The 13,176-nt window shown below is 56.5% G+C and carries 13 protein-coding genes and 1 tRNA gene; 9 read left to right on the forward strand and 5 right to left on the reverse strand.

Annotation, left to right across the window (positions count from 1 at the left end; all coding sequences use genetic code 11):
• Positions 1-145: 145 nt before the first annotated feature.
• A complete protein-coding gene (locus tag COMA2_RS09465; protein ID WP_090896984.1) occupies positions 146-643 on the reverse strand; it encodes an arsenate-mycothiol transferase ArsC in 498 nt (165 codons plus the stop codon).
• 70 nt (positions 644-713) lie between these two features.
• Between COMA2_RS09465 and ttcA the strand changes: the two genes are divergently transcribed.
• The 3 genes from ttcA to amoC all read left to right on the forward strand — a co-directional run bounded on the left by ttcA (position 714) and on the right by amoC (position 3,424).
• Positions 714-1,628, forward strand: coding sequence for a tRNA 2-thiocytidine(32) synthetase TtcA (ttcA, locus tag COMA2_RS09470; protein ID WP_090896986.1), 915 nt, complete (start codon positions 714-716; stop codon positions 1,626-1,628).
• Between the two features lie 273 nt (positions 1,629-1,901).
• Positions 1,902-2,564 carry a hypothetical protein gene (locus COMA2_RS09475; protein WP_217490688.1) on the forward strand — a complete coding sequence of 221 codons (663 nt, stop codon included), beginning with the start codon at positions 1,902-1,904 and terminating at the stop codon, positions 2,562-2,564.
• Positions 2,565-2,608: 44 nt separating this feature from the next.
• Entirely contained in the window at positions 2,609-3,424 is an 816-nt protein-coding gene (gene amoC, locus COMA2_RS09480; protein WP_090896989.1) for a bacterial ammonia monooxygenase, subunit AmoC, read from the forward strand.
• Positions 3,425-3,668: 244 nt separating this feature from the next.
• On the opposite strand, the gene COMA2_RS09485 is transcribed toward amoC, so the two are convergent.
• Positions 3,669-4,031 (reverse strand): response regulator, encoded by a 363-nt coding sequence (locus tag COMA2_RS09485; protein WP_090896990.1) that lies wholly within the window; start codon positions 4,029-4,031, stop codon positions 3,669-3,671.
• A 250-nt stretch (positions 4,032-4,281) separates the two neighbouring features.
• Positions 4,282-4,452: a hypothetical protein gene (locus tag COMA2_RS20155; protein ID WP_175304495.1), complete on the reverse strand. Its 171-nt coding sequence runs from the start codon at positions 4,450-4,452 to the stop codon at positions 4,282-4,284.
• A gap of 720 nt (positions 4,453-5,172) precedes the next feature.
• Here COMA2_RS20155 and COMA2_RS09495 point away from each other — a divergent pair.
• Positions 5,173-5,457 (forward strand): GNAT family N-acetyltransferase, encoded by a 285-nt coding sequence (locus COMA2_RS09495; protein ID WP_175304496.1) that lies wholly within the window; start codon positions 5,173-5,175, stop codon positions 5,455-5,457.
• A 652-nt stretch (positions 5,458-6,109) separates the two neighbouring features.
• On the opposite strand, the gene COMA2_RS20160 is transcribed toward COMA2_RS09495, so the two are convergent.
• Positions 6,110-6,283 carry a hypothetical protein gene (locus COMA2_RS20160; RefSeq protein ID WP_175304497.1) on the reverse strand — a complete coding sequence of 58 codons (174 nt, stop codon included), beginning with the start codon at positions 6,281-6,283 and terminating at the stop codon, positions 6,110-6,112.
• Positions 6,284-6,503: 220 nt separating this feature from the next.
• Positions 6,504-6,580, reverse strand: a tRNA-Met gene (locus tag COMA2_RS09500).
• An 87-nt stretch (positions 6,581-6,667) separates the two neighbouring features.
• On the opposite strand from COMA2_RS09500, the gene fmt reads away from it, so the two are divergent.
• Genes fmt through pheT form a run of 5 tightly spaced genes read left to right on the forward strand, consistent with a single transcriptional unit; the run spans position 6,668 to position 13,070 of the window.
• Entirely contained in the window at positions 6,668-7,609 is a 942-nt protein-coding gene (gene fmt / locus COMA2_RS09505; protein ID WP_090896997.1) for a methionyl-tRNA formyltransferase, read from the forward strand.
• A 40-nt stretch (positions 7,610-7,649) separates the two neighbouring features.
• Positions 7,650-9,071 (forward strand): 16S rRNA (cytosine(967)-C(5))-methyltransferase RsmB, encoded by a 1,422-nt coding sequence (rsmB, locus tag COMA2_RS09510; RefSeq protein ID WP_090896999.1) that lies wholly within the window; start codon positions 7,650-7,652, stop codon positions 9,069-9,071.
• Positions 9,071-9,772, forward strand: coding sequence for a ribulose-phosphate 3-epimerase (rpe, locus tag COMA2_RS09515; RefSeq protein ID WP_090897002.1), 702 nt, complete (start codon positions 9,071-9,073; stop codon positions 9,770-9,772). Before rsmB ends, rpe begins: the two co-directional genes overlap by 1 nt.
• Before the next feature lie 9 nt (positions 9,773-9,781).
• Positions 9,782-11,347 carry a phenylalanine--tRNA ligase subunit alpha gene (gene pheS, locus COMA2_RS09520; RefSeq protein WP_090897005.1) on the forward strand — a complete coding sequence of 522 codons (1,566 nt, stop codon included), beginning with the start codon at positions 9,782-9,784 and terminating at the stop codon, positions 11,345-11,347.
• A gap of 7 nt (positions 11,348-11,354) precedes the next feature.
• Positions 11,355-13,070, forward strand: a complete 1,716-nt coding sequence (pheT, locus tag COMA2_RS09525; RefSeq protein WP_090897008.1) for a phenylalanine--tRNA ligase subunit beta — start codon at positions 11,355-11,357, stop codon at positions 13,068-13,070.
• Positions 13,071-13,176: the final 106 nt, after the last annotated feature.

Genomic DNA, 13,176 nt, shown 5'->3' on the forward strand with positions numbered 1-13,176 from the left:
CGCCATCCTCCATAGGGCCTGTCGGTATCGCCCATGAAAAACTATAGCATTCTTTGTTCAAACCGCCGGTGAGGACTGATGGACCTGGTCTAGAAGAGGGAAAAGGAGGAACAAATTGTCCATACCCGTTCTAGATTGAACCGGGTTACGGTTTTACGGGATCTCGGCGTCCAGGAAACTGGGGAAGTTGTGCCATCAATGCCGGCACGGATTTCCAAATGTAGTCGATGACCGCCTCCACATAGTCTCGTGCTTGGACGAGATCACGCTCCCAATCGGGCAGCGCTTCATGCAAATCGAGAATCGGGGTTTCTTCGCCGAACGACACTTCATTGAAGAGAGGAGCCGTCAGCCCGAATTGCCGCTGAATGAACTCACGATGGTTCAGACTCATGGCAATAATAAGATCAACCCGATCGATCAGTTCTTTGGTCAGCGCCTGTGGAATGTGCGCAGAGGGGTCGATGCCTTTCTGGATCAGCGGATGACGGACCACCAGGGGAACCGATTGAGGCGAAGCTTTGATGCCGGCGGATTCGACTCGGTAACAGGATTGTGGACCGCTTTGTGCCCGGACCGCATATTCGGCTGCCACACTGCGGAACACGTTTCCCGTGCAGACAAAGAGAATGGATTGCATCATAGGCGGTTCATGTGTTTCATGTGTCAGCGGATGGTCGACAGGACAGCTCCAGAGCGGCTACAATCGCGCCATGCCTATCCCCGCAGCCCCCACGCCACGTCGTAAACTCGACGAAGAAACCGAGAAACTCCAAACACGCCTCTGCCGCCTGGTGGGGCAAGCGATCGCCGATTATCGCCTCATTGAGGATGGCGACAAGGTCATGGTATGTCTGTCGGGCGGCAAGGACAGTTATGGTTTACTCGATATCCTCCTCGTGCTGCAATCACGCGCGCCGATTCATTTTGACCTGATCGCCGTCAACCTCGACCAGAAGCAGCCGGGATTCCCGGCGGACGTCCTGCCTGATTATCTGACCAGTAGAGGAGTCCGCTTTCACATCGAGTCACGCGATACGTATTCGATCGTGAAACGACTGATTCCCGAAGGACAAACGACGTGCTCATTGTGTTCGCGCCTTCGGAGAGGACATCTCTATCGCATCGCCGGTGAGCTGGGGGCCACGAAAATCGCGCTCGGGCATCACCGGGATGACATTGTCGAAACCCTCTTCCTGAATCTCTTCTATACAGGTAAGTTGAAAGCGATGCCACCAAAACTGCGTTCAAAGGATGGGCGGCATCTGGTCATCCGTCCGCTGGTGTTGGTGAAAGAGGCTGATCTTGCGCGATATGCCGAAGCGAGGGGATTCCCGATCATTCCCTGCGACCTCTGCGGCGCTCAAGAGGATTTGAAGCGAAAGAAAGTGAAAGCATTTCTTCAGCAATGGGAACGAGAGTCGCCCGGCTGTTCCGACAGCATCGCCGCGGCATTGACCAACGTCGCGCCCTCGCTCTTGATGGATCCACGGCTCTTTGACTTTACATCGCTGACGGCAGAGGCCGGCCATCAGCCGGAAGGCGATGCGTGGTTAGATCAAGAACCGGTTCCTCACCAGAATGAAGCTGTCGAATCTTTGTCGACCACGCTGCTTCATCACCCCTGAATAGGTTTCATCACCGGAGCTCCCTGCCGTTTTGGGTGCACCGTCGGTCCACCGACAGCTGCAGTCGAAGGTGGTCGTCGGAATACATCGCCATGTGATGCACGCATGTGGCGACGGTCAGATCATGTGAGGAGATTGAGTAGACAGGAGGAAAGGCCTGAAGGGGGTTGGCTCACGCATTCAGCCGGATCATGAAAAAGTCTTCATGAATTCCTCATCAGCTCTTCATAGTTCAAGGAGTATGCTTATACGGGAAGAAAGGGGGGAACCTCTATGATGACGGGACTTCTGATGATGGTCGCGCTGAGCGCCGGCGCAGGCGTGATGTATAGAGTGACCATGAGTTTGAGGACGGTCAGATTCAAACCTGGGGTCTATTTCCATCGTGTAGTCGGCGCGCTCGCGGTACTGGCGATCCTCTTGCCCTGCCTCGCTAGTGCGCATGGCAATGTGGCGATGGAAGAAGACAGTTGTGTGCAACGGGTGGGAGGAAGCCTCGTCCATTTCAACGCGTATCAACCCCAACATGAAGCAAACGCCCAGTACTGTACGGAGATTCCCGGTGAAGGGGACACTTTCCTTGTCGTCGATCTGGTAGATCCCGGCCTGCGCAATCTACCGGTGGGGATACGAGTTGTCAGGGGACTCGGCGAGACCGCCGAAGATCAGACGGTCGCCTACTGGCCCCCGGTGACTCACCCAGATGGAGTGGTCAGAGGCGAAGCCACGTTGGCCAAGGGGCTCTATCAGGTCATTATCATTCCGGAAGGATTCAGCCCTTCCTCATATTTGTTACGAGTCCAACAAATCGATTACGCGACCATTATGCGAAAGGCCATTGGGCCCATGGCCATGCTGTTGCTTCTCGCCCTGATCGGCTATGAGGTCTCGAAGTCCACGCGATGGAGGAATTGGCGAGTTTTCGGCTCTTCGTGAAGATTTCATCAAGGTAGAGGTTCGTCTAACAAGGAGGGTTCATTATGGCGACATCAAGTGACCGCGGGTATGATATTTCGCAGTGGTACGATTCGAAGCCGGTAAAGATCGGCTGGTTGGCGATGCTGGGGATCGGCGTGTTTTGGGTGCTGTACCAGCGGACGTTTGGGTACTCGCACGGGCTGGACTCCATGACGCCGGAGTTCGACTCGGTGTGGATGGGGCTGTGGCGGTTCAACATCCTGGCGAACGCCGTGTTCTTTGCCGTGTCGATCGGCTGGATCTGGGTGACGCGGGACCGGAACCTGACGAACCTGGACCCGAAACTGGAGTTGAAGCGGTACTTTTACTGGATGGGGTGGTTGGTGTGCTACATCTGGGGCGTGTACTACGCGGGCAGCTACACGTTGGAGCAGGATGCGGCGTGGCACCAAGTGATCATCCGGGACACGAGCTTCACGGCGAGCCACATTGTGGCGTTCTACGGGACGTTCCCGTTGTACATCACGTGCGGTGTGTCGAGCTATCTGTATGCGCAGACGCGGTTGCCGCTGTACAGCCAAGCGACGTCGTTCCCGTTGGTGGCGGCGGTGGTGGGGCCGATGTTCATTCTGCCGAACGTGGGGTTGAACGAGTGGGGCCATGCGTTCTGGTTTGTGGATGAGCTGTTTGCGGCGCCGTTGCACTGGGGCTTCGTGACGTTGGGCTGGTGCGGGTTGTTCGGGGCGGCGGGCGGGGTCGCGGCGCAGATCGTGAGCCGGATGTCGAATCTGGCGGACGTGATCTGGAACAACGCGCCGAAGACGATTCTGGATCCGTTCCCCAGTCAGTTGAACCCCAACGCCAAGGCCGGATACTAAGACAGACGATTCAACCTGTGATCCTTACAGAGGGTTGACGGTCAGAGGGCTGGTTCGAGTATCCGAACCAGCCCTCTGACTTTGTATAGGGTCGTTCAGCACAGATCAATGATCAGCGGCGGATCTGTTTTGTCTGGGCGGCCGACGGACCCCCTGAGGCCGAGATCGCCGAATTATCAGACAGCTTAATCAGCAGGGCAGCGATCACTGCTCTTTGACTCATGGCCGCTATCAGGTGAGAGAATTAATGCGCCAGTTCATATCGGACGGCGCTCAGCAGCTCCTCAATTCCAAAGGGCTTGCGTAACGTCCGTCGTGCGCCCAACAGTCTGGCCGTCTTCAGCATGTACTCATCACTGAAGACTCCTGAGATGGCAATGACCTTGATGTTCAAGAATTCGCGAGTGAGCTCGATGATCGTATCGGGTCCATTCAATTCAGGCATCAGAATATCCACGATGACCAAATCCGCCGGCCTCTGTCGATACAACCTGAGGCCATCGCGCCCGTTCGCTGCTTCGACCACAGCATGTCCCGCCGATTGGAGAGCCGTCGACAACAACGTGCGAACGGGGGCTTCATCATCCATCACTAATATGCTGGCCATACAACCCCTTCAGTGAACATCTCTCTGAGCAATGAGGCTATCGAAGTCTACGTGAAATGTGGGAAGTTTCAACAAAAACGCAACTTATAAGAGGGGGGGAAGTCTTCGGAGGGCCGAAGGCTTGCTTGAAGTGCTTCAGCGCTCCATCGTGTGAGCGATCGTCCACCCTTCGCCTCACAGGTGACATTCAGGAGCGCCTCCAGATCAGTGAGACCGAACGAGGTGCCGTGGCGCCATTCTCCGGCATTCGCTATTCCGTCTCTTCGCCGCCTTCCAGACACACTTCACATTGGTCCAATTCCACGGTGCCGTGCTCACTGCAGAAATACCGGCGGCACCGGCTACAGGTCATGAAGGTCATTCTGACTCGATCTTGGGCTTCGCATCGATCACACTGACCGGCGCTGCGGGCTTTGGGCATGGCTATGTCTCCACGATAGGTCGAGTTCTTGAACGTCATTTCCATGATATGGCGATTACCACAGAAAGTGGCGCGTCCGCCACACGGTTGGCTCCACACTGATATCACATCGGTGTTCATCGTTCCAATCACACCGACCGGCGTTTATTTTGTGCTCATCATCGTAAGGGCATCGTTGTGACTGTCACCAATCTTGCCGCAGGCCGATTAAGCGGTCGCTAGAACAAGTGTACGGAGAGGGTTTGAGGTGATTAGCCGAAATCAGTTCACCGCCGAAGAACCAGACGCTCGTATCTCGCCCGGGAGCAGCCGGGATGTTTGCAGGGGCATGCATTTATCTCCCAATCCGCGGCGCAGCATTCATTCGAGCGGAATTCTTTTCCCGCTGAAGCGGAACATTACACCGAGGATGGGCACACTTTTTCTCTGGCATGGGCAGGCATCAGGTAAGACTACTCTATCTATAGAGTGATCTGGATAGTCGCAAAGGACCTACCGAATCGTGAACTAGGAAACGCCCTGATAGAAAATAGTAGGCGTAGCGCTCTATGCTTTCCCCAGTATGAAAATCACCGACGCTTCACTACGCTGGGTCATCATTAAGAGCATTGGTTCCCTCTAAGAAAAAACCGCTCAGTGTTTTGGATGCCAAGCCGTTCGCGAAAACCGGGCGAGTGGACCCAGCGCCTATCAAGAGTGCTCAACAGGAGTGGTAAAGCCATGACCGCAAATAATCAAGTAACGTATAATGAGACCGAAAAACGCTATGAAATGCCGTTCGGCAACTTGGTGGTTTACGCAAATGTCCGCAAGGATAAGAACATGCTTTATATAGATTATGTTTTCGCGCCACAGGCATTGCGCGGTCAGGGTGCGGCAAGTGAATTCATGAGTAAATTAATGCATGTTGTGCGCGCGGAAAAACTGAAGGCGGTGCCCGTATGCGGCTATGCCGCCGGTTGGCTTCGGCGGCATAGCGAGTATCAGGATCTGGTTTCTGATTAGTATCTGTAATCGTCCGTCTTGAACGGACCGGTCGGCGAGAAGCGCGACCATCAGTTGAAGTTTCCTGGTCTTTGGGAGGGGACCGCTGCGTTCGCGGCAGGTTAGTTTGTCAGGGCGTCTTCGCGCCGAGAGACTCCAGCGTTCCATCACATCCACCTCATCCCACCGAAACGCCGGGAATCGTGCCATCAATCTGTTGGCCATAGTTCAACAGTGAGCCGCGACTTCTTTCTTCGTGGCGTATTCATCACTGATGAAGAAATTCCGACTTTCTTCTCCTGTTTCAGTTGACCACACGATGAACAGATTTAATCCCCACTGGCCGGTATTGATGAGCTCTCGTGGGCGGGTTGAATGGTGTAGCCCTATACGTCACAGCGTTGCTCCATTCCTACTTGTCCGGGTCGGATTGTTTTCAAGGTCACCACTCGGCGGGCCGATGCGCTACACTGATGAGAATCAAAGAGAGTGCGAACACGAAAAATGCGTCAGGACTACGACGTTTTTAGCGTCTAGGAAAATGTAACTGCTTAAAAAGGTTGGTCGCGGGGAGGCGATTCGGTCAGGATTTAACCCATCGGTGACCATTGCCTTGACGGCGTGATTACTCGATAAGCACCGAGCATTTAGCAGTTCTTGGCCGAACTCATGCTTATGGGACTTCGTTGGCTTCGCTCGTACCCTTTACATTGTCTTTCGCTCTTTCCGTTTCCGCATTCACCTCATTGCTCTTAACGTCCTCCTTCATTTCTCCTTTGGATTTTTCCACTGGGCCTTTGGCCCTGCCTGTTATACTTTCGAAAGCTGCAAACAAGAGTCCCAGCATCAGGCCCTCCTAGTAATGTAATTTGGATGTGTTTGACGGAGGCAGCAACTCTGCCCATGCTAGCTGTATTGGCTCGTCCGGAATCCTAGCGGAGTCCCTAGGTTCCGCACGATGATACTGATCGACTGCGTGGCAGTGGCTCGGGCCAGAAGCGAGACTCGCCCGCTTTGCTTCAGCAGCTGTTGTTGAATCAGGATAAAAGGAAGAGGGGGATAGGATTTGGTTGCGGGGAGAGGATTTGAACCTCTGACCTTTGGGTTATGAGCCCAACGAGCTACCAGGCTGCTCCACCCCGCGCTGGGATGCTAACAAAGGGGTGAACGGCAAGTCAAGTGAAGGTGTTGCGCGATTGCATTCTTGGGACCACGATGCTAAAGCGATAGCATGCGAATTGTCTTTATGGGCACGCCGGAATTCGCCGTTCCGTCGCTTGACGCGCTTCTTCGATCCGACGATCAGGTGGTTGGCGTGGTCTCACAACCGGATCGACCAAAGGGCCGAGGGCATCAGCTCGTCGCGCCACCCGTGAAACTGGTCGCTGAACGAGCCGGGATTCCCATCCTACAGCCACTGAAGATTCGCACGCCAGAATTCTTGCAGGCCCTTGCTGCCTGGCGGCCGGATCTCATCGCCGTGACGGCCTTCGGACGCATTCTCCATGCGCCGATTCTGAGTCTTCCCCCGATGGGCTGTGTGAACGTGCATGGCTCACTGTTGCCCCAATATCGCGGCGCGGCTCCGGTGCAATGGGCCATCATCAATGGTGAGACAGAAACGGGTATTACGACGATGTTGATGGATGAGGGGATGGATACAGGGCCAATGTTGCTTCAGGAACGGCTGGAGATCTTGCCTGACGATACGACCGGGACATTGGCGCCACGACTGGCAGAGTTGGGCGGGAGGTTGCTGGTCAAAACGATCGCTCAACTGAAGGCCGGGAGCATAACGCCGACGAAGCAAGACGATGCGCGGGCAACCATGGCTCCACTTTTAAAGAAAGAAGATGGTCTGATCGATTGGACCAGGAATGCCAAGTCGCTGGCTGACCGAATACGAGGACTCTCCCCATGGCCGGGGGCCTATACGTTTTGTGGCCCAGAACGTTGGAACGTATGGAAAGCGGTTCCACGTACAGGTCCATCCGTCGACAAGCCCGGCACGATCGTGGCGGTGAATAAACAGGCGATCGTGGTGGAGACAGGGGAGGGTGTTCTCGAGATCCATGAAATTCAGACGGCCAATTCGAAGCGCATGCCGGTCGGCCAATTTCTGGCCGGGCACCGAGTCACGGCCGGTATGCAATTGAGTTCATCGACTGCATAACGCTTCTCTTCACAACAGTCGCCATCTCCTTGCCCCGACTATGACTGACGAAAGACCGGTGCGTATCGATGTGCGGGGGCTCTCTCCACGATCTATCGCGCTCTCGATCCTTCTGTCCTGTCAACGAACCGATGACGCACTCGATGAACTCCTCGAGCAACAGGCCGCGTCGGTTCAGCAGCCTCGTGATCGTTCGCTGGTGATGGAGCTGGCGTACGGGACCTTGCGGCGGCAGGAGACGATCGACTGGAGACTGGACGCGGTTCTCTCCAAACCTCTCCATAAATTGCCCATTGTCGTTCAGATGTTACTGCGGCTTGGCGCCTATCAGCTGCTGTTTCTTGATCGCATCCCGGCTTCTGCGGCGGTGAACGAAGCCGTCCTCTTGACGAAGTCCTACGCCAACAAATTAGGTCGCGATTGGAGCGGGTTGGTGAACGGAGTCCTGCGTAATCTCATTCGTGTCCCGGCGCCGCCTCTCCCGGACCCGCTGAGTGACCCGGCTCGATCGTTGTCTATTCGCCATGGAATTCCCGTATGGTTGATCGAGCGGTGGCTCGACCGAATGGGATTTGAGCAAGCAGAATCGGCTTGTCGGGCAAGCAGTACGGCTCCACATGTGACACTGCGAGTGAACGCGAATCGACTCACCAGGGAAGAGTTGTTGGAGAAGTTGCGGTCGGCCGGTATTGAGGCATCCCCGACGGCTGTCAGCCCCGTCGGGGTGGTGTTGGGCAAAGGTCAGGAGGTCACGTCGTTGCCGGGGTTTCAGACGGGCGATTTCTATGTCGAGGATGAAGCGGCTCAACTTATTCCTCGGATCCTTGATCCGCAACCAGGCGAAACCGTATTGGATGCCTGCGCCGCTCCGGGCGGCAAGGCAACGCATTTGGCCGAACTCATGGGTGATCGCGGAAGGATCTATGCGGTTGATCGGAAGACTGTCCGCATGGACCTTCTCCGACAAAATTGCGGACGGTTGGGCGCGCAGAGCGTCGTGCCGATCGTCGGCGATGTGAGAACACCATCCGAATGGGTCGGGATGATCGCCCGCGGGCCGAACCTCCATGAGGGATCGCCGCCGTTCGATCGGATACTCGTGGATGCCCCGTGCAGTGGGTTGGGTGTGTTGCGCCGACATCCTGAAGCGAAATGGCGGAAGGACCGTTCGACGTTCGCCAGGCATCAGAAACTTCAAGCCGAAATCCTTGCTTCGGTGGCTTCCTGCTTGCGACCCGGTGGGGTGCTGGTCTATAGTATCTGCTCGACGGAGACGGAAGAGACGGAAGGGGTCGTCGCCCCTTTTTGCGAAGCCAATCCTGGATGGATGCGTGAATCTGTGGCGCCGTGGCTTCCCTCCACTGCTCTCCCCTTTGTCACTATCTGCGGCGCGCTCTCCACTATGGGTAACGAATGCGGGATGGACGGCTTTTATGCCGCCCGCTTACGGAAGAAGGGGTAATGGGTCGTTCAATTCATATTGCGCCCTCGATTCTCTCCGCGGATTTCGCGCGATTGGCCGACGAAGTTTCCGCGGTGGAGCAAGCCGGCGCCGATCTGCTGCACGTGGATGTCATGGACGGGCATTTCGTGCCGAATCTGACGGTGGGTCCCCCCATCATTGAAAGCCTCAAGAAGGTCACGAAGTTGCCTCTCGACGTGCATTTGATGATCACCAATGCGGACGCATTTATTCAGGAATTTGTCCATGCCGGAGCCGACTATTTGACCGTGCATGTCGAAGCCTGTCCACACCTTCACCGGACGATCCAGTCGATCAAGGAGCGGGGAGCGAAGGCCGGCGTGACGTTGAATCCGGCCACACCGCTCTCATCGCTTCAGGAGATCTTAAGCGATGTCGACTTGGTGTTGATCATGTCGGTGAATCCAGGATTCGGCGGACAAAAGTTCATCCCATCGGTGCTCAGAAAAATCGCCGAGGCGCGGGCACTGTTGGACAAGATCAAAAGCCAAGCGCTGCTGGAAGTCGACGGCGGCGTCAAAGTGGAGAATGCTCGAGAGATCGTGGCCGCCGGAGCGACCGTCCTCGTGGCAGGGTCCGCGATTTTTTCCCAACGCGACTATGCAGCCACCATTACGGCCATGCGGGCGGCCGGAGCAATGGCCGTCTCGCCGGCGTCACGCGCCGCGGTCCATCAATAGGCGGCTCGGGTGGACATCTCCACACTCATCGATAGTCTGCACCCTCTCGAAATCAAGGTACTCACCGCTTTAGGGCTTCGCCCGTCGGGAACCGCTCTGGACAGCGAACAGTTGGCCGGCGTCGCCGAGCTGGAGGCGTCTCAACTCAGCATGGCGGTCGAGTGGTTATTGGCCAAGTCGCTCATCGCGGTCCAGACGGAAACCGTGACGCCCATCGTGTCGTTGACGAAGATCGGGGAAGAGTATCACCGGACCGCCTCGCCCATCGAGCGAGTCTTGGCGGCTGCGCGGGAAGCCACCGGCAACGGGAAAAGATTGACCATTCCCGATCTTCAATCGCAAGGCGGCCTGGACCCTTCCGCTGTCAGTAAAGCCGTGGGGCGACTGAAAAAGGAAGGGGTGGTTCTGATCGTCCAGGGCGGGTGCGTCGAAACAACCGGCCGCCCGAGTCCGACGGCCGAGGCACTCCGCACCCTCCTGGGGGAAATACATGACTCGCCGAAAGAGTTGAAGAGCTTCACGGAAGCCCATCGAGAGGTCATCGAAGATTTTGCCGTGAAACGCGGCAATGCCAAGGAACCGTTCCGTGTGGACGAGCGGGTGGCTCGCTCATTTGTGTTGTCACCGGACGGAGCCGGCGCGGCGGCGCAGTTGCTGACGCAGGGGGTTGCCAAAGAAGTCTCGCAGTTGACTCCCGACTTGTTGAAGGACGGAAGTTGGCGTCAGACGCGATTGAGAAAGTACACGATCAGCCTGCGCCCGCCTCGTATCGGAACGGGAAAGAAACATCCCTATCGCGAATTTCTCGATACGGTCAAAACCAAACTGGTGAGCATGGGGTTTCAGGAGATGCGGGGGGCGCTGGTCGAAACGGAGTTCTGGGACATGGATGCCTTGTTCATGCCGCAATTCCATCCGGCCCGGGACATTCATGACGTCTATTTCGTCAAGGAGCCCAGCCATACCACCGCCGTGGATGAGCCGTTCTTGTCGCGTGTGGCCAAGGTGCATGAGAACGGCGCGGAGACTGGCTCCGCAGGCTGGGGCTATTCGTTTGATGCGCACCGGGCCAAACGGTTGGTGTTGCGGAGCCAAGGCACCGCAGTGTCGGCTCGAACGCTGGCCGCCTCGCCGAACATCCCCGGAAAGTATTTCTCGATCGCCCGGTGTTTTCGCTACGACCAAGTCGACGCCACCCACGCCACGGATTTCTTCCAGGTGGAGGGGATCGTGCTGGGAGAAGACATCAACTTTCGGACGCTATTGGGGCTCTTGAATTTATTCGCCAGGGAAGTGGCGCAGGCGAAGGAAGTGAAGTTCTTACCGGCCTATTTCCCGTTTACCGAACCATCGGTCGAGTTGCATGTGCGGCACCCGCGCCTAGGATGGATGGAACTCGGCGGCGCTGGACTCTTTCGCTCCGAAGTGACGTTGCCGCTCGGCGTCACGGTGCCGGTCATTGCCTGGGGGTTGGGGCTTGATCGCATGGCGATGGTGGCGTTGGGCATCCATGACATACGGGAACTCTTCACCGACAACCTGGAATTGATCCGCACGACCCGAGGCCTGTTCTAATCACGCTATGCCCACGATCACTATATTCAAGGACGATTTAGAATCGCTTCTCACGGGTGAGGACGGCGTCGACCGTGGCATTCCGATGGCTCAGTTGGAAGAGTGGCTCATGCTCGTGAAAGGCGAGCTGAAGGGGCACAATCAGGAAACCGGAGAGTTGCGGATCGAACTGCAAGACAGCAATCGGCCGGACCTCTGGTGTTGCGAGGGGATTGCCAGACAAATTCGCATCAAGCAACGAGGCCGGTTGACGCCGTATGCCTTCTTCGCCGAAACGCCTAAGCCGCCGCATCATCTGATCGTAAAGCCCGGTATGGAGCAGGTGCGCCCGTATGTGGCAGCCTGTACGGCCAAGGGATATCGGGTGACTCAGAAGGGGCTGGCTCAGCTCATTCAAACGCAAGAGAAGTTGGCCGACATCTTCGGGCGTAAGCGCAAGACCGTCTCCATCGGAATCTATCAACTGCGGAATATTGCCTTTCCCGTGACCTATGAACTGGTGAAACCGGATGAAGTGCGGTTTACCCCGCTGGGCATGGAAACGACGATGACCCTATCGGAAATTCTTATGGTTCATCCCAAGGGGCTCGAGTATGGGCCTATTCTGGCTGCTCACAGTCGGCTCCCTATCCTCCGAGATGCGAAGGCTCAACCGTTGTCGTTTCCCCCGATCGTCAATAGCCGGGAAATCGGAGAAGTTCGGGTGGGTGATGATGAACTCTTCGTTGAAGTGACCGGGACGGATCTGCCCATGGTGGTCCTGTCGCTGAACATCTTCGCGGCGAATTTAGCCGACCGCGGCGCAACCATCGAGCCGGTGGAAGTCCGGTATCCGACGAGCACGAAGTTGGGCACAAGGGTCACAACACCTCAAGATTTTGGGAAGCCCACGACCATTCGGATGAAAGCGATTGAACAGGCGTTGGGCCAGGAGCTCGGCGAGGCGCTGGTGACACAAGCCCTTGAGGCCTATGGGTACGACGTGTCGGCGGAAAATGGATCAGTGCAGGCCAAGCTCCCGCCGTACCGCCATGATCTCATGCATACGATGGACGTGGTTGAAGACGTCGCTATGAGTCGCGGATATGCCGAGTTTACCCCGGTCATGCCGGCGCAGTTTACGGTGGGAGGATTGTCCGCCATTGAGCAGCTGTCCGATCGATCCCGAGAATTGATGGTGGGACTCGGCTTTCAGGAAATCATTTCGAACATTCTCGGCTCGCCGGATCAGTATTGCCGTTCTATGCGTCTGGAAGGAACGGAATGGGGGAAGACGGTCGAGGTCGATAACGTCATGTCGCTCAGTTTCTCCTGCCTCCGACAATGGATGCTGCCGTCATTGTTGCGCATCGAAGCCGCCTCGAGCCGAGCGTTCTACCCCCATCGCCTCTTCGAGGCCGGTGATGTGGCGATTCCCGATGGGACCCACGAGTTGGGGTCTCGAACGGAAACTGTCGTCGGCGCCTTGATCGCTCACGCCACCACCCATTTCTCGGAAATCCATTCCTGTCTGGATGTGCTGTGTTACTACCTCGGCAAGGACTATAGCCTTGAGCCACTGCGGCATCCATCGTTTCTGGAAGGCCGTGCCGGCCGCATTCTCGTTTCGGGCAAGCCGGTCGGCGTCATCGGCGAAGTCCATCCGGAAGTTCTCGAACGTTGGCAGATCTCCATGCCGGTCGTCGCGTTCGACGTGAACCTGTCGAAGCTGACCGCGGGCTGAGTACTCACTCGCACTTCCGTCCTGAAATCAACCCGCTCAAACTCCGCCAAAACAGCAGCCCTCTTTTTCTCCCCATACTCCCCATACGATTAAACGCTAAAGGCGC

The sequence above is a fragment of the Candidatus Nitrospira nitrificans genome, assembly GCF_001458775.1.
Lineage (GTDB): Bacteria > Nitrospirota > Nitrospiria > Nitrospirales > Nitrospiraceae > Nitrospira_D > Nitrospira_D nitrificans.